The organism is Capsulimonas corticalis, from assembly GCF_003574315.2.
GTDB lineage: Bacteria > Armatimonadota > Armatimonadia > Armatimonadales > Capsulimonadaceae > Capsulimonas > Capsulimonas corticalis.
The window spans coordinates 6,851,961-6,870,434 of record NZ_AP025739.1; the positions used below are offsets into that span (position 1 = coordinate 6,851,961).

At 61.6% G+C, this 18,474-nt stretch carries 18 protein-coding genes; 9 read left to right on the top strand and 9 right to left on the bottom strand.

Annotation, left to right across the window (positions count from 1 at the left end):
- Positions 1 to 35: 35 nt before the first annotated feature.
- Positions 36 to 1,514 carry a protein adenylyltransferase SelO gene (locus D5261_RS29750; RefSeq protein WP_119322831.1) on the bottom strand — a complete coding sequence of 493 codons (1,479 nt, stop codon included), beginning with the start codon at positions 1,512 to 1,514 and terminating at the stop codon, positions 36 to 38.
- A 483-nt stretch (positions 1,515 to 1,997) separates the two neighbouring features.
- Here D5261_RS29750 and D5261_RS29755 point away from each other — a divergent pair, with 483 nt between their 5' ends.
- The 9 genes from D5261_RS29755 (at position 1,998) to pckA (ending at position 10,552) form a co-directional block, all read left to right on the top strand.
- Complete coding sequence (locus D5261_RS29755; RefSeq protein WP_119322830.1) at positions 1,998 to 2,285, top strand: DUF1330 domain-containing protein; 288 nt, start codon at positions 1,998 to 2,000, stop codon at positions 2,283 to 2,285.
- Between the two features lie 360 nt (positions 2,286 to 2,645).
- Positions 2,646 to 4,013: a replication-associated recombination protein A gene (locus tag D5261_RS29760; protein WP_119322829.1), complete on the top strand. Its 1,368-nt coding sequence runs from the start codon at positions 2,646 to 2,648 to the stop codon at positions 4,011 to 4,013.
- Positions 4,014 to 4,254: 241 nt separating this feature from the next.
- Positions 4,255 to 5,673: a dipeptidase PepV gene (gene pepV / locus D5261_RS29765; RefSeq protein ID WP_165864383.1), complete on the top strand. Its 1,419-nt coding sequence runs from the start codon at positions 4,255 to 4,257 to the stop codon at positions 5,671 to 5,673.
- Positions 5,674 to 5,715: 42 nt separating this feature from the next.
- Positions 5,716 to 6,813: a tRNA 2-thiouridine(34) synthase MnmA gene (gene mnmA, locus D5261_RS29770; RefSeq protein ID WP_119322827.1), complete on the top strand. Its 1,098-nt coding sequence runs from the start codon at positions 5,716 to 5,718 to the stop codon at positions 6,811 to 6,813.
- A 150-nt stretch (positions 6,814 to 6,963) separates the two neighbouring features.
- On the top strand, positions 6,964 to 7,284 hold the full coding sequence (locus D5261_RS29775; protein ID WP_119322826.1) for a YtxH domain-containing protein: 321 nt from the start codon (positions 6,964 to 6,966) through the stop codon (positions 7,282 to 7,284).
- Positions 7,285 to 7,320: 36 nt separating this feature from the next.
- Positions 7,321 to 7,674 carry an STAS domain-containing protein gene (locus tag D5261_RS29780; RefSeq protein ID WP_119322825.1) on the top strand — a complete coding sequence of 118 codons (354 nt, stop codon included), beginning with the start codon at positions 7,321 to 7,323 and terminating at the stop codon, positions 7,672 to 7,674.
- Positions 7,671 to 8,099, top strand: a complete 429-nt coding sequence (locus D5261_RS29785) for an ATP-binding protein (protein WP_119322824.1) — start codon at positions 7,671 to 7,673, stop codon at positions 8,097 to 8,099. The genes D5261_RS29780 and D5261_RS29785 overlap by 4 nt, the downstream gene beginning before the upstream one ends.
- A gap of 60 nt (positions 8,100 to 8,159) precedes the next feature.
- Positions 8,160 to 8,939 (top strand): SigB/SigF/SigG family RNA polymerase sigma factor, encoded by a 780-nt coding sequence (locus tag D5261_RS29790; protein ID WP_119322823.1) that lies wholly within the window; start codon positions 8,160 to 8,162, stop codon positions 8,937 to 8,939.
- Positions 8,940 to 8,965: 26 nt separating this feature from the next.
- Positions 8,966 to 10,552, top strand: a complete 1,587-nt coding sequence (gene pckA / locus D5261_RS29795; RefSeq protein ID WP_119322822.1) for a phosphoenolpyruvate carboxykinase (ATP) — start codon at positions 8,966 to 8,968, stop codon at positions 10,550 to 10,552.
- A 111-nt stretch (positions 10,553 to 10,663) separates the two neighbouring features.
- Here pckA and D5261_RS29800 read toward each other — a convergent pair whose 3' ends face one another.
- The 8 genes from D5261_RS29800 to accB form a co-directional block, all read right to left on the bottom strand.
- Positions 10,664 to 11,713, bottom strand: a complete 1,050-nt coding sequence (locus tag D5261_RS29800; RefSeq protein WP_165864382.1) for an alpha/beta hydrolase — start codon at positions 11,711 to 11,713, stop codon at positions 10,664 to 10,666.
- 74 nt (positions 11,714 to 11,787) lie between these two features.
- Positions 11,788 to 12,978 carry a cofactor-independent phosphoglycerate mutase gene (locus D5261_RS29805; protein WP_119322820.1) on the bottom strand — a complete coding sequence of 397 codons (1,191 nt, stop codon included), beginning with the start codon at positions 12,976 to 12,978 and terminating at the stop codon, positions 11,788 to 11,790.
- Positions 12,975 to 13,925 (bottom strand): phosphoribosylaminoimidazolesuccinocarboxamide synthase, encoded by a 951-nt coding sequence (locus D5261_RS29810; protein ID WP_119322819.1) that lies wholly within the window; start codon positions 13,923 to 13,925, stop codon positions 12,975 to 12,977. The genes D5261_RS29805 and D5261_RS29810 overlap by 4 nt, the downstream gene beginning before the upstream one ends.
- 38 nt (positions 13,926 to 13,963) lie before the next feature.
- A complete protein-coding gene (gene lepB / locus D5261_RS29815) occupies positions 13,964 to 14,440 on the bottom strand; it encodes a signal peptidase I (protein ID WP_165864381.1) in 477 nt (158 codons plus the stop codon).
- A gap of 77 nt (positions 14,441 to 14,517) precedes the next feature.
- On the bottom strand, positions 14,518 to 15,576 hold the full coding sequence (gene thrC, locus D5261_RS29820) for a threonine synthase (protein WP_119322955.1): 1,059 nt from the start codon (positions 15,574 to 15,576) through the stop codon (positions 14,518 to 14,520).
- Between the two features lie 186 nt (positions 15,577 to 15,762).
- Positions 15,763 to 16,365 carry a flavin reductase family protein gene (locus D5261_RS29825; protein ID WP_119322817.1) on the bottom strand — a complete coding sequence of 201 codons (603 nt, stop codon included), beginning with the start codon at positions 16,363 to 16,365 and terminating at the stop codon, positions 15,763 to 15,765.
- Between the two features lie 238 nt (positions 16,366 to 16,603).
- Positions 16,604 to 17,893: a homoserine dehydrogenase gene (locus D5261_RS29830; protein ID WP_119322816.1), complete on the bottom strand. Its 1,290-nt coding sequence runs from the start codon at positions 17,891 to 17,893 to the stop codon at positions 16,604 to 16,606.
- Positions 17,890 to 18,369 carry an acetyl-CoA carboxylase biotin carboxyl carrier protein gene (accB, locus tag D5261_RS29835; protein WP_165864380.1) on the bottom strand — a complete coding sequence of 160 codons (480 nt, stop codon included), beginning with the start codon at positions 18,367 to 18,369 and terminating at the stop codon, positions 17,890 to 17,892. Before accB ends, D5261_RS29830 begins: the two co-directional genes overlap by 4 nt.
- Positions 18,370 to 18,474: the final 105 nt, after the last annotated feature.

The following is an 18,474-nucleotide window of genomic DNA, read 5'->3' on the forward strand; positions in this document are numbered from 1 at the left end:
AAGGGCGGCTTCCCTTGGGATCCTCTCCGGCCCCATTATGTCCCGCAGAACGTCTGATACACACGCTCAGAGTCTTGCGGCGGGTCCGCATAATGCGTAAAGGCCGGCTGATCTTCGAACGGGTTCGCCAGAACGGTCAGCAGTTCCTCGAACAGGCCGAAGTCGTTCTCCTCCACGGCCGCCTGGATGACTGCTTCCACGCGATGGTTCCTTGGAATGAAGGCCGGGTTCACCGACTGCATCGCCGCGCGACGCGCGACGGCGTCCATTGGCTCCTGGGCCAGACGCTCTCGCCACCGAGCCGCCCACGCGTGGAAAGCCGAGGGGTCGGTAAAGAGAGCCGACACGCCCGAATCGCTATCTGAGTCCAGCGCGGCGTCGCTGAGACGGCGGAACGTGAGCGTGAAGTCGGCGCCGTTCGCCTCCATGGCGTCCAGCAGATCGCGGCCGAGATCGGCGTCCCCTTCACGCACCGTCAAAAGACCCAGCTTGCGCCGCAATCCCGACTCGTACGCGTCCTCGAACGACGACGCGTACCCGCCAAGCGCTTCCATCGCCTCCGCGACGGCCGCATCCTCATCCTCGGACAGGAGCGGAAGGAGACACTCGGCAAGCCTCGTCAAGTTCCAGTGGCCAATGGCGGGCTGGTTCCGGTAGGCGTAGCGCCCCTGGACATCGATCGCGCTGAACGCCGCCTCCGGATCGTACCGATCAAGAAAAGCGCATGGGCCGTAATCGATCGTTTCTCCGGATACGGACATGTTGTCCGTGTTCATAACCCCATGAATGAATCCAATATTCAGCCACCGCGCGATGAGCCTCGCCTGCGCCCCGATCACCGAATCGAGCAGCACGCGGTAAGGCCGCTCGGCCTGGTCCGCTTCGGGGTAGTGACGGGCAATGACGTAGTCCGCGAGCAGGCGCGTTCCCTCCACGTCGCCGTGGCGCGCAAAGAATTCAAACGTTCCGACGCGGATATGACTGGAAGCCACACGCGTCAGCACGGCTCCGGGGAGTATGGTTTCCCGCCTCACCCATTCTCCTGTCGTCACTGCGGCGAGCGAGCGCGTGGTGGGAACGCCCAGCGCCGCCATCGCCTCGCTGACGATGTATTCGCGCAGAACCGGTCCCAGCGCAGCCCTTCCATCGCCTCGGCGTGAGAAGGGAGTGGGGCCGGCGCCTTTCAGCTGAATGTCACGCCGCGCGCCGTCCTGGTCGACGACCTCGCCAAGCAGGATTGCGCGCCCATCTCCAAGCTGTGGGACGAATCCGCCAAACTGGTGCCCCGCATACGCCATGGCGATGGGCTCGGCGGTCTCGGAGACACGCCTGCCTGAAAGCACTTCCACCCCCTCCTCACTGGTGAGCCAGTCAGGATCAAGGCCAAGGCGCAACGCGAGAGACGTATTCACCCGGATCAGCCGCGGCGCGGCGACCGGGGTCGGAGCGGTGCGCGTGAAGAACCGCTCCGGCAGCCGCGAGTAGGTGTTGTCGAAAGGAAATTGGACAGTCAATTGGGTCTTCCATTATTCCGAAGATTTCTATTGGTAGGATACCTGACTTCCGGGGCCGCAAAACACCCACAAAGCGTCTCAAGAAGATTCAAGGCGCTCAAGCCGGCAATTAACGACTTGCCGGGATTGGTGATCCGTGCTACAATAGAGAAGTCCCTGCGGTTCGCGTGACGTCGGCATGGTTTTGAGCCGACGCGCATACTTTATGGGTGACGTTATAGGCGTGGACAAGTGGCAGCCCGCTGTCTCGGCCAGGATCAGCTTCGGCTCGTCCTGGCGATCCGGGAATCGCGTAAGCCCGCCGGCGAAACCCAGCCCGTTAAACGACGGGTTCAAAAACCTGCTTGGCGCACGGCTCTCGCGGGGATCCTCCTTCACATTTACAATCCTGGACGGTCAGGCGCGCAGCCAGCTCAGTCGATCATCCACACAGTCGGGCGACTGGATCTGCAGGCAAGAAATGGTCAGTGAATAAAGAAATATATGAGCGCATATTTGGTTTTCACCCGCGAAAGGACGCTGGATCCGGCGGAACTGGCTATCTATTGGGAAGAGATCGGAGCGACGTTTGCCGGCCATGAGGTAAAGTTGCTTGCGTCTTACGGTCCGCAGGAGGACCTGGAAGGCGCTCCAACCGAAGGAACCGTCATCGCCGAGTTTCCCAGTATGGAAGCCGCCAAAGCCTGGTATGACAGCCCCGCCTATGTGGCGGTGCGTCAGCATCGCCTGAAAGGGGCGGTTTATCACGGGCTGATCGTATCCGGGATTTAAAATCTACTGTGAGAGATTCGCGAGCCAAACAATTATGAGCGTGGAGTTGTCACTTTTATGGTCGAATTAAATTGGCTGCGTGCGATCAGTTTTCGGACTTCGTAAGCCGCCATGGAGCCTAGGAGATGAGGCGCCTAAAAAGCAAAACGGGCAGCAGCTACGAACTGCCGCCCGCTTCGCAATCCCGGTGTAGCGGAATCGTCGATTTGTACGACGCATAAAAGATACCTCCTTTCTGCGACGTTAGAAAGAGCAGCCCGGCAAGGCTGCTCTTTCGTTTTTGATTATACCGCTCACACGAAACTCCCGACGAACAATCCCACCTCATGCGAACATCTGTATTAGGGGTACAATGGCCCCATGGATCTGTTTGACGATGGCCCTGATATCGGCAAAAGCGCGCCTTCCGCGGCGGCGGCCCCCAATACGCCGCTGGCGGCGCGCATGCGGCCGCGTACGCTGGAAGAGTTTGTCGGCCAGGATCATATCATCGGTGAGAACTCTTTGCTGCGGCGCGCGATTGAAAACGACGCGCTGACGTCGGTGCTCTTTTATGGCCCGCCCGGAGTCGGCAAGAGCACGCTCGCGGGCGTGATCGCCAACACAACCAAGGCGAACTTCGAGAATTTCTCGGCGGTCACGCAGGGCGTGCCCGATCTGCGCAAAGTAATCGAAGCCGCCGCGATGCGCCGCAAGCTTTACGGCACGAAGACCGTGCTGTTCATCGACGAAATCCATCGCTTCAATAAGTCCCAGCAGGACGCCCTGCTGCCGCATGTGGAAAACGGCACCGTGGTGCTGATCGGCGCGACCACCGAGAACCCTTATTTTGAAGTCAACGCGCCCCTGCTCTCGCGCGCACGCGTCTTCACGTTCGAGTCGCTGACGAACGAGCAGATCGGCGGCCTGATCGACCGCGCCGTTTCGGACACCAAAGTCGGCCTGGGCGATCTGCGCATCGAATTGGAGCCCGACGCCCGCGAGCATATCATCGACCGCGCGCAGGGCGACGCGCGCACGGCGCTGAACGCCCTGGAGCTTGCGGCGGTCACGACGCGGCCGGAATCGCGCAAGGCGGACGCGGTGCGCCGCATCACGCGCGCCGTCGCCGAGGACGCCCTCCAGCAGCGCGCCCTCGCCTACGACAAAGGCGGCGACAACCACTACGACACGATCTCCGCCTTCATCAAATCCCTGCGCGGCACCGATCCCGACGCCGCCCTGCACTACCTCGCCAAGATGCTCAAAGCCGGCGAAGACGCCCGCTTCATCGCCCGCCGCCTCGTCGTCCTCGCCTCCGAGGACATCGGCAACGCCGACCCGATGGCGCTGGTCGTCGCGAACGCCGCCGCGCACGCCGTGGAGTACGTCGGCCTGCCCGAAGCGCGGATCAACCTCGCCCAGGCCGTCACCTATCTCGCGTCCGCCCCCAAGTCCAACGCCTCCTATGTCGGACTGAACCGCGCGATGCAAGACCTGGAAGCGGCCCAGCAGCGCGCCGTCCCCAAGCACCTGCGCGACCCACGCAGCGGCACAGGAAGGCCGAAGACGGAAGATATTCCCTACGTCTATCCGCACGACCAGCCAAACGGCTACGCCGATCAGCAGTATATGCCCGAGGGCATTCAAACTCAGCCGTATTACGAGCCGACAGACAGGGGACACGAAATCCGAATCCGCGAGCGGCTGGCGCGGTTGCGGGGGACGGCGGCGGAGAGCGAAGAATAGAAGAGGCCCTCACCCGGCCCTTCGGGCCACCCTCTCCCAATTCTAGGAGAGGGTTAAGAGTAAGATTTTGGATCTTCGATCCAAATCAGAAAATCCCCTCTGACTCCCCCTCTCCCAATTTTGGGAGAGGGGGCCGGGGGGTGAGGGCTCTCCAATTCCCGTCCGCCCGCTTGATTGACGCCCTCTTTGTTTATATGGATAATAAGCTGGGTATATTGTCGTCCGATGGAGAGAAGTAAGCGTGACCCAATACGAGAAGATTGACGAGCAGTTGTCGGCCTGGATCGATGCGCATTCCGAGGAAATTATCGAAGTCACCCGAGGTCTGCTGAGGATCCCGAGCGTCAAAGGCGAGCCGGCCGACGGAGCGCCGTTTGGAGCCGAAACGCGGCGCGCTCTCGACTTCGCGCTGGGTTACGCACAGACGCAGGGCCTGACGATTCGCAATCTCGACGGGTATGCGGGACACGCCGAATGGCGCGCGCCGGGCGTGGCCGAAGATGCGCCGATCGTCGGCGTTCTGGCGCATGTGGACGTGGTTCCCGCCGGTGACGGCTGGAAGCATGAGCCCTACGGCGCGGAGCTTGAAGACGGAATTATTTACGCGCGCGGCGTGGCCGATGACAAAGGCCCGGCGATGGCGGGACTGTTCGCCGTGCTCGCGGCGCACGCCGTCGGCGCGCCGGCGACCCACCGCGTGCGCGTGATTTTGGGCGCCGATGAAGAAAGCGGCTTCGGCTGCGTCAAGCACTACTTTGCGCAGGAAGAGATGCCGGCGACCGGGTTCACGCCCGACGCGGCCTTCCCGCTCGTGTACGCCGAAAAGGGCATCGCGAACTTCATCGTGACCAAGGAACTTTCGCGACCGGAAAGCGGTTGGATTCTGGAGAGTCTGAGCGGCGGCCTACGCTCCAATATGGTCCCGGACTCCGCCACGGCCGTCGTGACGGGACCGGCGGCGGACCTGGAAAGCGCGGCGGCGACGCTGAATGCGATCGATGATGTGACGGCGGATCTTCAGGGCGATACGCTGAGCGTGAAGGCGGTTGGAATCTCCGCCCATGGCAGCACGCCCGACGAGGGGCGCAACGCCGTTGCGGTCCTGGCGAAGGCCCTGCTGACCCTGGATGGCTGGAACGCGCCAACGCGCAATCTCGTAGAGATTGTTGAGCGCTGGGGCGCGGACACCACGGGCGCGGCCCTGGGAGTCGCGGGCGAGGATGAAGTTGCGGGACCGCTGACTTCCAACCTCGGCGTGACGATGTTTCAAGACGGCAAGCTGACCCTGACCTTTAACTTCCGATACCCGGTTACGTGGGGGCTGGACGCCGTCAAGGCGAAGATCGCGCCGGCGCTTGCCGAGAGCGAGTTTACGCTGGCGGACGTCCACAACCAGGATGCGATCTATATTCCGACGGACGATCCGCTGGTCGCCACGCTGCTGAAAGTCTATCGCGACGAGACCGGCGACATGAGCGCTCCGCTGACCATGGGCGGCGGCACCTATGCGCGCGCCATGAAAAAGGGCGTGGCGTTCGGCCCTGGGTTCCCGGGCTTCGCGACCGGCATTCACCAATCGGACGAGCGATGGCCGGTCGATCACCTGATTCGTTCGGCGAAGATTTACGCCAAGGCGATTGTCCGCCTGGCGAACGGCTAACCCACGAGTGAGACCGCGCCGAGCCGGCGCAAGGCGAAATTTATGAGTACGAAGCCAACAGTTGTGGTCGCGATGAGCGGCGGAGTCGATTCCTCGGTCGCTGCGGGCCTTCTGCTGCGTCAAGGCTACAACGTCCTTGGCATTACGATGCAGATCTGGCAGGAAAGCACGACGCAGACCAAAGGCGCCGGCTGCTGCAGCCTGGGAGCCGTGGAGGACGCGCGCCGCGTCGCCGCCAAGCTCGGCATCCCGCATTACGTCATGAACTTCCGCGAGTTCTTCGCCGAGAAGGTCATCGACAACTTCATCTCGGAATACAAGAACGGACGCACCCCGAACCCGTGCGTCAACTGCAATCGCTACGTCAAGTTCGACGCCCTTTTGTCCAAAGCGCAGGATCTGGGCGCGGAGTATTTAGCGACCGGTCATTACGCCCGTGTGGAGTTCCACGAAGACCGCCGCCGCTGGACGCTGCGACGCGCGCTGGATCACGACAAGGATCAGACGTACGCCCTGTACCACTTCACGCAGCCGGAGTTGGAGCATACGCTCATGCCGCTGGGCCTGGTGACGAACAAGGCCGAAACCCGCGCCATCGCCGAAGAGCTGGGCCTGCTGGTCAGCAACAAGCCCGATTCCCAGGAAATCTGCTTCGTGCAGGGCGGCTCTTACACGGACTTCCTCGCCGACGCCGCGCCGGAAACGGTGCAGCCAGGCGATATCGTGGACACCACCGGCAAACGGCGCGGCTCGCATGACGGCATCGCGTTCTACACGATCGGCCAGCGCAAGCGCGTAAACGTCGGCTCCCCGATCCCGCTCTACGTGGTCGGTATCGACGCAAAAACCAACACGATCACGGTCGGCGGCAATGACGATCTTCTGGAAGAGGGCCTGATCGCCGACGACGTCAACTGGATCGGTCTCGCCGGCATCGACGGCCCGCTGCCGATCATGGCGAAGATCCGCTACAACATGGACGCCGTTCCCGCCGTTGTTTCTCCTGGCGAGAATGGCTCGCTAATTCTGAAATTCGATCAAGCGCAGCGCGCCGTGACGCCCGGCCAGTCGCTCGTCATGTACGAAGACAACGGCGACTCCGTCATCGGCGGGGGGACGATCCAGCAGGCGTTTAAGTAAGAGGCCCTCACCCCCAGCCCCCTCTCCCAATTTTGGGAGAGGGGGAGTCAGAGGGATTTTTATTTGGATCTTTGATCCAACTCTTAACCCTATCCTAGAATTGGGAGAGGGTGGCGCGAAGCGCCGGGTGAGGGCCGCTCCGAGTAAATTATGGCAAAAGAAGAACAAAATGGCGCGGGGATCATTATTCTCGCGGGGATCGGCGTCGGCGTGCTGACGGGCGTCGCGGTCGGGCTGCTGCTGGGGCGTCGCAATGCGCAGCGGACCAGCGATGAGATCACCGAAACCGTCGATGAGCTGCGCACGAAGGCTCAGCATGTGCTGCAAGAGCTATCGGATAATGTGACCGATCTGGTGGAGAAGAGCCGCCAAATTCTGGAAGACGCAGACAGTGACGCCGCCAATCATGCGGCGGCGCCCCAAAGCAATCATCATAACGGCGCGACCAACACCCATGCGGAGATCCGGTAAGACCACGGACGGGCAGGGAACAGAAGGAGAATTCCATTGAACTTGACGATTAATAGCCGAACTCCGAATGAAACGACCCGGATCCTTGAGATCGAGGGCGAAATCGATGTCTACACTTCGCCGCAGCTCAAGCAAGAGATTGTCAAGCTGGCCGAAGGCGGCGTCAAGCACCTGATCATTAACCTCTCCAAGGTGGAATATCTCGACAGCACCGGCCTCGGCGTGCTGATCGGCGGACTGAAGCGGCTGCGCGAAGCCGAAGGCAACCTCGTCCTCGTGGGACCGGCGCTGCGCATCCTGCGCATCTTCGAGATCACCGGCCTGGATAAGATTTTCGACATCTACGCGACCGAAGAAGACGCAGCGGCCAAAGAAGGAGTGTCTTTGTGACTCAGACTCTTTGCGACACCGTAGAACTCGTGATCCCCTGCCGTCCGGAATATGTCGGTGTTGCGCGACTCGCCGTGCTGGGCATTGCCAGCCGCATGCCGTTCTCCTATGACGAAGTGGAAGATGTCCGCCTCGCCGTGGGCGAGGCCTGCACCCACGCCGTCGAGCGCGCCGGCGACACGTCCGCGCAGATCAAGATCGTCAGCACCATCGACTCCGTCGCCCTGGTCATCGAAGTGATCGACGACGTACCTGTCGGCACGGAGCCGGTCGTCCAGTCCGAGGACGCGCAGCTTCTGGAAGCCGCCGGAGTGGACCAGCAGGGCCTGGGCGCGCTGCTGATGGAGATCCTCGTGGATGAGGTCAAAATCACGTCGTCCGAAACCGGCACCAGCGTTCGCCTGACGAAGTTTGCTCCCGAATAAAGCAACGGCGCTTCTTTTTTAGCAGCGTCGCTTCCTGGCGCGAATAGATCTAACCCTACTATGACACTCAAAAAGGCCAGCAGCGACTGGACCCAGGCCGATACGGACACGCTGTTCGCACGTTATATCCGGACACGTGATCCCGCCCTGCGCGATCGGCTCGTCGTTCTTCACCAAAACCTGGTGCGATATCTCGCCAGCAAGTTCGTCAATCGCGGCGAGCCGCTCGACGATCTCATCCAGGTCGGCACGATTGGCCTCATCAACGCCATCGACCGCTTCGATTCCGATCGCGGCACGAAGTTCTCGACCTACGCCACTCCCACGATCGTCGGGGAGATCCGCCGATACTTCCGCGACAAGGCCTGGAGCCTCAAAGTTCCTCGCCGGCTTCAGGAGCTCAACCAGGCCGCCGCGAAGGCGCAGGAAGACCTGAGCAGCAAACTCGGCCGGCCGCCCACGATCCAGGAAGTCGCCGCGCGCATCGGCGCCACGGAAGAAGAAACCCTCGAAGCGATCGAACTAGGGAACGCCTACGACACCGTTTCGCTTGACAGCAAGATGATGTCCGATTCGGACAGCGCTCCGCTGTCGCTCGCGGAGTTCGTCGGCGCCGAGGATGAATCCCTGCAAGCCCTGGAAGAGTACGGCGATCTGGACAAGGCTATCGAGTGCCTGGATCCCCGGGAGCGCGCCATCATCGTCCACCGCTTCTTCAAGGATATGTCGCAGGCCGAAGTCGCCAAGCAGCTCAACATCTCACAGATGCACGTCTCACGACTGCAAAACCGCGCCCTGCAGCAGCTAAAGCGCTTTATGAACGAGGCGGAGCCACGCTGACACCCGTCAAAGGATATCGACAAACAATGCCTACGGAACACTCCGTCCGTTTTTTCGCCGCATTGGAGCGGCACGCTCACAGGCTGCATCGCAGCCTGAGCGTGCCGCTTTTGTTTGAGGCCGCCATCCATCGCGGCGAAGCCCAGGTCTCCGAGACCGGCGCCCTGCGCGCCGTCACCGGCAAGTACACGGGGCGCTCGCCGCAAGACAAATTCCTGGTGGATAACGCCGCGACACACGACCTCGTTGATTGGGGAAAAGTCAATCAGCCACTCGCCCCCGAAGACTTCGAGAACCTGCGCGCTCGAATGGAAGAGTTCGCCGCCGGCAAAGAACTCTTCGTCTTCGACGGCTTCGCGGGCGCGTCGCCCGAATACCGCCTCCCGATCCGCGTCGTCACACAGTACGCCTGGCATTCGCTCTTCGCGCACCAGCTTTTCGTCCGCCCTACTCCATCCCAATTGGAGAACTTCGTCCCGGAGTTCTTGCTGGTCGATCTGCCCGGCTTCCACGCCGATCCCGTGCGCGACCATACGCGCTCCGAAACGGTGATCACGCTCAACTTCGAAAGCCGCATTGGTCTCATCTGCGGCACGGAGTACGCCGGCGAGATCAAAAAGAGCATCTTCACTGTCCTGAATTTCTTGCTGCCCCAGCAGGACGTCTTCCCGATGCACTGCTCGGCCAACACCGGCCCGGACGGCGGCGTCTCCCTCTTCTTCGGCTTATCGGGAACGGGTAAGACCACGCTCTCCGCCGATCCCGACCGTAAGCTTATCGGCGACGACGAACACGGCTGGTCCGGCGCCGGCGTGTTCAACTTCGAAGGCGGCTGCTACGCCAAATGCATTCGGCTGAGCGCCGAAGGCGAGCCGCAGATCTGGGACGCCATCAAGTTCGGTTCTGTCCTGGAAAACGTTGTCCTCGACCCCGAAACGCGTGCGGCGGATTACGACGATGTCTCGCTCACCGAGAACACGCGCGCCGCCTACCCCGTCGATTTCATCCCGAGCGCGGTAATCCCCGGCGTCGGCGGCCACCCCGACACAATCTTCTTCCTCACCGCCGACGCCTTCGGCGTCCTGCCGCCGATCTCACGCCTGACGCGCGATCAGGCGATGTACCACTTCATGAGCGGCTACACGAGTAAGCTCGCCGGCACCGAGCGCGGCGTCACCGAACCCGAACCCAACTTCAGCTCCTGCTTCGGCGCCCCCTTCTGGCCGCTGCCGCCCGCGCACTACGCCCAGATGCTCGGCAACCGTTTGGACACCCACAACGCCGTCTGCTATCTCGTAAACACCGGCTGGACCGGCGGCCCCTACGGCGTCGGCTCCCGCATGAAACTCACCTACACCCGCGCCATGATCCACGCCGCCCTCTCCGGCGCTCTGCGCGACGCACAGACGGTCATCGATCCCGTCTTCGGCCTCCAAATCCCCACACATATCGACGGCGTGCCCGACGAGATCTTGCAGCCCAGCCAGACATGGAGCAGCAAGTCCGAGTACGACACAGCAGCGCAGAAGCTCGCGCAGCGATTTGCGGAGAACTTCCAAAAGTTTGGGGAAGTGTCGGCGGAGATTGCCGGGGCGGGACCGAGGATCTCGTGACCCTGGCGGCGCCCCGTCCCCCCGCGCTTTAGCGCGTCCACCCAGAGGGCGCCAGGGCCGAAGCCGGGAAAGGGGACAAACGAGCCAAAGCGAGTTGAGGGGAGGGGGCCTCTAATTCCTCAGCGCCCACGTCACCCCGCGCTCAATCCGATCCATCAAGAAATCCATATGCCCGCCGGGCGCTTCGTAGAAGAAGCTGCGAACGCTGCGGCCCTGGAGGACGTTCGCGATTTTTTGCGCGCCGATGTTGGCGTGGAATTCGTCGTGGACTCCGCCGTCGAGGTACACGTTGCGGGTGTGCTTGAACGCGGCGTGATGCTTGCGGACGATCTCCAGGGGGTCGTTCGCCATCCAGCGCCGCCAGACGGTTGGGCGGAACTGGTGCTGGGCGTCGTAGAGCCAATCGACCTGACCGGGATGTTTTTTGCCGAGAGGCGAATAAGCGGCGGCGAGCGCCATGGCGTAGGTGGGACCGCTCTGGATCGGAGTCAAAGCGCGGACTTTATCGAGCGGATAGAGCTTGGCGTCGTCGCCGGAAACGAGCGGCAGCTGGGAGATATTGAAATCACAGTCCGGGGCGAGCGCGACGACGTGGCCGAAGATCTTGGGATAGGCGTATCCCAGTCGCAGAGCGCCGAAGCCGCCGCTGGAGTGGCCGGCGATGATCCGATTGGCCGGGCCATGGGCGACGCGATAGTGGCTTTCGACGAAGGCGACGACATCCTTGGCGATGTAATCCGCGTACTTCCCCTGCGCCGGCGAATTGATATACTGACTGCATGACCATCGGGTGCGCCCGTCGATCACAACGATCACCACCGGCGCGGCGGCGTCCACAAGGTTCTGCACCGAGTTCTTCCAGATGTCGGCGTCGCGGATCGCGTCATCCGGTGAGCCGCCGAAGCCGGGGAGGTAGTAGACGACGGGCAAAACCGCGGCGTTATCGTACTGCGGCGGCAGAAATACGGCGATCTTTCGATTGGAGGGATCGTTCAGCGGATTGCCCTGTAAGCTCTTGCTGGGAACGATCGGAGTTTCGAGTCGAACCTGCGCGGAGGCGGAGTGTAATGTCATGGCGCTCAGGATTCCGGCGATGAGCAGAAACGTGATGTACGGGACGCACTGGCGACGCATACGGGATCGGTTCGTGAAATATTGCAAACGTACTCTCCTCACGCCGAAACACAAAATGCCGGCGAACGAATTCGCCGGCATTCCACTTAAGAGATTTACCCTTACTTCTCTCCCAGCAGCATTTTGATCAGCTGCGTGCCGTCTTCCACCTGGGTCTTCGCCTCTTCCACCGCGCGCTCGTCGAACGGATAGTGCGACTGCGTATGCGGGCGGCTGGAGTCGTAAAGCAGGAACGGGACCGGCCCCTCTTTGTGCGTCTTCAAAGCCAGGGGCGTCGCATGGTCGGGAACGATCAGCAGGCGGTAGTCGCCGCGCTTCTCCATACCCTTGCGCAGAACGCTGACGACCTTTTTGTCGATGTCTTCGATGCTGCGCAGCTTGTGCTCGAGGTTGCCCTCGTGACCGGATTCATCGGGCGATTCGATGTGCAGATAGATGAAATCCAGACTGTCCAGGGCGGCCAGCGCGTAATTGGCCTTCGCGGTGTAATCGGTGTCGATATAGCCTGTGGCGCCGGGGACATCGATGATCCGCATGCCGGTGGCGCGGCCGAGGCCGCGCACGACGTCGACCGCCGTGATGACGCCGCCGGTCTTGCCGTGCGTCTGCAAAAACTGCGGCATGGACGGCGCATAACCCTGCCCCCAGAGCCAGATCATGTTGCCCGGCGCCTTACCCTCTTCACGGCGGCGCTGATTGATCGGATGATCGTTCAGAATCTCCAGCGAATCCAGCATGAGCTGCTGCAAGAAATCCTCGCCATCGCCCTTCGGCCAGTACTTCGCCAGTTCCTGCCCGGCAAAGTCGTGCGGCGGCGTGGTCTCCATGTTGGTCTTGCCGTCGCGCCACGCCATGATGTGCCGATAGCCGACGCCGGGATAGAACTTCAGCTTGCCGCCGCCGAGCTTCTTATCGATCAGCTCGATCAGCGGACGCGATTCTTCGGTGGTGATGTGGCCGCTGGAGTAATCCAGCAGCGTGGTTCCGTCGGAGGTGACGAGCGAGCACCGGAAGGCGACGTCGTGGCGATCCAGCGGAACGCCCATGGCGACAGCTTCGATCGGGCCGCGCCCCGTGTAGTACTGGCGCGGATCGTAACCGAGGAGGCACATATTGGCGACATCGCTGCCGGGATACATCCCGGCGGGGACCGTCAGCACCGAGCCGACGAGCGACTGCTCGGCGAGCGCGTCAAAGTTCGGCGTGTGGGCGGCCTGCATCGGCGTCTTGCCGTCGAGTTCGGGCATCGGCAGGTCGGCCATGCCGTCGGGGATCAATTGGATATACTTCATTGCTGTGCTCCCTCATGGAGTTCTCGGCCCGTCAGGCGGCGATAGGCGTCCCGGTACTTCTCGGCGGTCTTTTCGACGATCTCCGCCGGCAGCGCCGGTCCGGGGGCCGTTTTGTCCCAGTCCAGAGTCAGCAGATAGTCGCGGACAAACTGCTTATCAAACGAAAGCTGCGCGCGGCCCGGCTTGTAGTCCGACGCCTCCCAGAAGCGCGAGGAATCAGGCGTCAGAGCCTCGTCGATCAAGATGATCTGACCGTCGATCTCGCCAAATTCAAACTTGGTGTCCGCGATGATAATCCCATGCTGGGCGGCGTAGTCCCGCGCCGTCGTATAGAGCGCGATACTCTTAGCCTTCAGCTCCTCAAAGGCCGCCTGCCCCACGATCTCGGCGGCGCGCGCCTGCGTGATATTCTCATCGTGACCGCTATGCGACTTGCTGGCCGGCGTGAACAGCGGTTCGGGGAAGAGGTCCGATTCGCGCAGACCGACGGGAACGGGGATGCCGTACAGGTTCACGGTCCCGCCATGGCCGAACATCGTCTTATAGTCGTTGTACGCCGATCCCGCGAGATATCCGCGCACGACGCATTCGACGGGGAACGCCTTGCACTTCTTCACGAGCAGCGAGCGCCCTTCGAGCTGCGAGACAAGCTCGGAGGTGATCTCGGTTGCGCCGGCGTCACGCAGGCGCTGGCCGATCGTATCCATGTCCGTCGCGATCAGATGGTTCGGCAGGAGATCCTTGGTCAATTCGAACCAGAACACGGACATCTGAGTCAGAACGCGGCCCTTGTCCGGAATGCCGGTGGGAAGGACGACGTCGAAAGCCGAGATACGATCTGTGGCGACGAGCAGCAGCGCATCGCCCAGGTCATAAACGTCCCGGACCTTGCCCGTGACGAACTTTTGCAGTCCGGGAATATCCGTGCTGATTACTGGTTCCGGCATGAGTTTCGTGAGTACCTTTGTGTGTTAAAATGCGGATGTTAGAAGACAACCTTGCCGAGGATCTGGTTCGTGTCCACCGGGCCGTAATCGCGGCTGTCTTCGGAGTGTTCGTAATTGTCGCCGAGGACAAAAATCGTAATCTTACCCAACTGAGGCTTCTTGAGTAGGTCGCCTTTGGGCGATGCGGCAAAGTCCACGAACATATCGTCGAAGGACTTGTAACCCTGAGGCGTCCAGACTTGCTTGGGCGGCTTCGGCAGTCCGTCCTTCTCCCGAATATAAGCGATGCGCTTGATGACTTCCGTACCGTCGTCGGTGCGGAATACGATCACATCGCCGATTTTGAGCTGGTCGAGCGGCGCGTGCTTCCAAACAAACACCGTTTGTCCCGTATGGAATGTCGGCTGCATCGAGACGCCGCTGACCACGACGCGCTGAAAATTGAAATAAGCGTAGAGAGCGGCGGCGAGCAGAATGCTCAGCACGAACCACTCTCGTTTCCTCAAAGAGCGCATGCTATCCGCCTCCTGTGTATAGGCGGAATTAACATGCGAACGTCCTAGGGCGATACTCATTCGGGATCAATTGAACCTCACAATCCTAAAGCTTGGACGACAGCTTCGAGCGAGGCGGGGACGGTAATCGGGTGCGGCGCACTCTTGATGGCGCGATCCGGGTCTTTCAATCCATGACCGGTGAGGGTCACGGCGATAGAAACGGGCTCGCCGCCGAAATAGCCTTGAGCGGCAAGCTTTCGCAGTCCGGCGATGGGCGCGACGCTTGCGGGCTCGGCGAAAACGCCTTCCAGCGTCGCCGTCATGGCGTAGGCTTCAAGAATCTCTTCGTCGGTCACTTTGTCGATCAATCCATGGGACTGATCGCGTGCGGCAAGCGCGGATTCCGCAGATGCGGGATCGCCGATACGAATGGCGGTCGCGATCGTGTGCGGCTTTGCGACAGGCGCGCCATCGACGAGAGGCGCCGCCCCGGCCGCCTGGAAACCAAGCATTTTGGGCAGTCCCGATACTTTACCCAGTTTATGGTACTCTTGATACCCTTTCCAGTAAGCCGTAATGTTACCGGCGTTTCCAACCGGAATCGCATGGTAATCGGGCGCAAATCCCAGGTCGTCGCAAATCTCAAACGCCCCGGTCTTTTGCCCCTCGATGCGAAACGGGTTGACGGAGTTGACCAGCGCCAGCGGGTACTTCGCCGTGATCTCGCGCACCAATCGCAGCGCGTCGTCAAACGTCCCCTCAATCGCGATGACCTTCGCGCCATGGATCAGCGCCTGGGAGAGTTTCCCCAGCGCGACATCCGTGTTGGGCAGCAGCACCACGCAGTCGATCCCCGCCCGCGCCGCATACGCGGCGGCGGCGGCGCTGGTGTTGCCGGTGGAGGCGCACATGATCGCGGTCGCCCCCTCCTCCACCGCTTTGGTCACGGCGAGCGTCATGCCCCGGTCCTTGAACGATCCCGTGGGGTTCATTCCCTCGAACTTCAAATAAAGCTTGATATTCGGCGCGATCGCCGCCGCCAGCCTGGGCGCCTCGATCAGCGGCGTATCGCCCTCAGCAAGCGAAATCACCGGCGTCGACTCCGTCACCGGTAAGTAAGCTCGATATTTGTTGATGATTCCTTGTCGCAGCATAAGTGTTGATTCCCGATGAGCCGTCTTATTGACGGCCCTCATCCCCAGCCCCTTCTCCCAATTTTGGGAGAAGGGGAGCCAGAGTTTATAGTGATAAGATCTTTCGGATCAAAAATCCGAAATCTTAACCCTCTCCCAGAATTGGGAGAGGGTGGCCCGGAGGGCCGGGTGAGGGCTCCGCGCGCCTCACTCCCAAGTCTTCGGCAGCGTCAGCACCTCTCCGTTGAGCGAGAGATAGTCTTCCACCCCCACGCTCGCCAGCAGATCGGCGGCCAGAGGATCGAAGCCGTTTTCCGAGGCAAATTCATCGCGCAGGTAAACGCCGGTCACCTGGGCGACCACGAATTCGCATTTGCTGGGCGGCAGCGCCACGATTTGCAGCAGGCGGCACTCCAGCGCGGCGGGACATTCGACGATACGCGGTGGCGCGACGGTTTCGGATTTCGCGGGGTTCACGTTCAAACGCTCGAAATCATCCTCGGGTTCGCCATGCGACGCGGACTGCGTCATGATCTCCGCCAGATAGCGCGGCACAAGGTTGACCACAAATTCACCGTTCGCGCGGATGTTCTGAAGCGTGCGCTTCTCGCTCCCATCGGGCCGGAGCCCGAAGGAAAGACCGAGCAGCGGCGGGTAGTTGGAGAGGGCGGCGTACGAGCTGAACGGGGCGATGTTCTTCACGCCATCGCCGTCTTGCGTCGAAACGAGCGCCAGTGGGCGCGGCGCGATGAGCTGCGCCCAGAGCCGGCCATTCAAGTCACGGGGAATCTGATCCGCCGGCAGGTACATAAAAAACCGCAGTCCCCTCAAATAAGATAGCCGGCGAATGAATTCGCGCCTATAAGTACGGCCGTCCGCCTTCGCGGACTTCGGAGCCTACGGCGTTTAGAGAAGCGCCTGCGGCGCTAAATCTGAACCCGCGAAGGCGGGTGACCGTACTTTTAGCCGCGAATTCATTCGCCAGGTTCATATAACACCGAACGTCTTCGACATTCGGCAAAAATGACAATCAACACGCCGCCCGAACTCACTCCTCGACCCGGATCGAGTTCTGAACGCCGGCGACGAATTTCAAGCGGCCGATTACGTCCAGCGCCGAGCGCAGGTTGGCTTCGATGGCTTTGTGCGTGATCCAGACGATCTCGGCGTCGCCGTCCGGAAGCGCGCGCTGGACGACGCTTTCGATGCTGACGTCGAAATCGCCGAAGACGCTGGCGATGCTGGCGAGAACCTTGGGACGATCGTGCGCGACGAGGCGGACGTAAAACTTGGCTTCCAGTTGATCGACGCCGACGGCGGGTTTGCTGTCGAAGCAGGTGCAGCCCATGCGGCCGGTCGAACCGCTGCGGATATTGCGCGCCGTTTCGATAATATCGCCGACAATCGCCGAACCGGTCGGCATGCTGCCGGCGCCGCGTCCGTAGAACATCACGTCGCCCACGGCGTCGCCCTGCACGAAGACCGCATTATACACATCGTTGACCGAGGCCAGCGGGTGCGACTTCGGCAGCAATACGGGATGGACGCGCACGGAGACCGCGCCGCCCAGATCCTCGCCGATGCCCAGCAGCTTGATCACGTAACCAAGATCCTTGGCGACCTCGATATCGCGCTTGGCGATCTTGGTGATGCCCTCGACCGAGATATCGGCGAGATTGATGCGGGAGTTGAAAGCAATGCTCGCGAGGATCGCCGTTTTGTACTGCGCGTCGAAGCCGCCGACATCGGCCGTCGGATCCGCTTCCGCGTAGCCCTTCGCCTGCGCTTCGGCCAGCACGTCGGCGAAATCGGCGTCATCGCTCGTCATTTTCGAGAGGATATAGTTGGTGGTGCCGTTGACGATCCCAGCGACCTTGCGGAATTTGTTGCCGGCGAGCGCCTGCTTGAGCGGCTGGATGATCGGGATGCCACCGGCGACGCTGCCTTCGAAGCTGAAGTCCAGTCCGTTCTGCTCCGCCGCATGCAGCAGCGCGTTGCCGGACTTCGCCATCATCTCTTTGTTCGCGGTGACGATATTCTTGCCGTTTTTGATCGCGCGCATGACCAGGTCATACGCCGGATCCATGCCGCCGACCAGTTCACAGACGATGTCGATCTCGGGATCGTCCGTAACGTCCTCGGGGCGCGTGGTGAGGATCGCAGGATCGACCGCGAAATCCCGCGCTCGGTCCAGGCTGCGCACGGCGATCCGCTTCACGGTGATCGGCGCACCGACGCGCTTGGCGATCGTCTCCGCGTTCTCCGCCAGGATGCGGGCCGTTCCGCCTCCGACGACGCCAAAGCCGATCAATCCGACATTGATATGATCTTTACTCACGATGGCTCCACATAGAACAGAGGCTGTCCCATCTGCACGAGCTTGCCGTTTTCCGCCACGATCTCGACGACGCGTCCCGACTTCTCCGCCGGCACTTCGCTGTACGTCTTCATGGCTTCGATCAGACCAATCGTCTGATCGACGGCGACATAATCGCCCACATTAATAAACGGAGGATCGTCCGGTGTCGGCGAGCGATAGAACACGCCCACCATCGGGGACTCCAGCGCGACGCGCGTCGTGGATTTTGCGGGCGCGGCCGGGGCCGCCGCGGGGGAGGAAACCGGCGCGGAAACCTGAGGAACGGCCGCCGGCCACATCTGCGGCGCGGCGAAAACAGGCGGCGCCTCCGCGCTCACGCCCTTGATCCGAATCGCGATCCCTTCCTGCTCAATCTCCAGATCGGAGAGCCCGTGCTCCACAACCAAAGCGAGCAGCCGGCGTATCGTCTCCGTTGAATTGTCGATCTCGGTCAATCGGTGCTCCCAAAGAGGGCGGCCAGAGGGAGGATTTCCAGCAAAACCACTCAAAAACTCCCCGCCAGCCGCCGAAAAAATGCGTTTGGTATTGTAGCATGTGGC

What these genes read in the sequence shown, in the direction of transcription:
- D5261_RS29760 (WP_119322829.1), top strand. Translation starts at nt 2,646, where the DNA reads ATGGATCTGTTTGACGATGGCCCTGATATCGGCAAAAGCGCGCCTTCC.
- D5261_RS29810 (WP_119322819.1), bottom strand. Translation starts at nt 13,925, where the DNA reads ATGCCGGAACCAGTAATCAGCACGGATATTCCCGGACTGCAAAAGTTC.
- thrC (WP_119322955.1), bottom strand. Translation starts at nt 15,576, where the DNA reads ATGCTGCGACAAGGAATCATCAACAAATATCGAGCTTACTTACCGGTG.
- mnmA (WP_119322827.1), top strand. Translation starts at nt 5,716, where the DNA reads ATGAGTACGAAGCCAACAGTTGTGGTCGCGATGAGCGGCGGAGTCGAT.
- D5261_RS29755 (WP_119322830.1), top strand. Translation starts at nt 1,998, where the DNA reads ATGAGCGCATATTTGGTTTTCACCCGCGAAAGGACGCTGGATCCGGCG.
- D5261_RS29775 (WP_119322826.1), top strand. Translation starts at nt 6,964, where the DNA reads ATGGCAAAAGAAGAACAAAATGGCGCGGGGATCATTATTCTCGCGGGG.
- lepB (WP_165864381.1), bottom strand. Translation starts at nt 14,440, where the DNA reads ATGCGCTCTTTGAGGAAACGAGAGTGGTTCGTGCTGAGCATTCTGCTC.
- D5261_RS29805 (WP_119322820.1), bottom strand. Translation starts at nt 12,978, where the DNA reads ATGAAGTATATCCAATTGATCCCCGACGGCATGGCCGACCTGCCGATG.
- D5261_RS29790 (WP_119322823.1), top strand. Translation starts at nt 8,160, where the DNA reads ATGACACTCAAAAAGGCCAGCAGCGACTGGACCCAGGCCGATACGGAC.
- D5261_RS29825 (WP_119322817.1), bottom strand. Translation starts at nt 16,365, where the DNA reads ATGTACCTGCCGGCGGATCAGATTCCCCGTGACTTGAATGGCCGGCTC.
- pckA (WP_119322822.1), top strand. Translation starts at nt 8,966, where the DNA reads ATGCCTACGGAACACTCCGTCCGTTTTTTCGCCGCATTGGAGCGGCAC.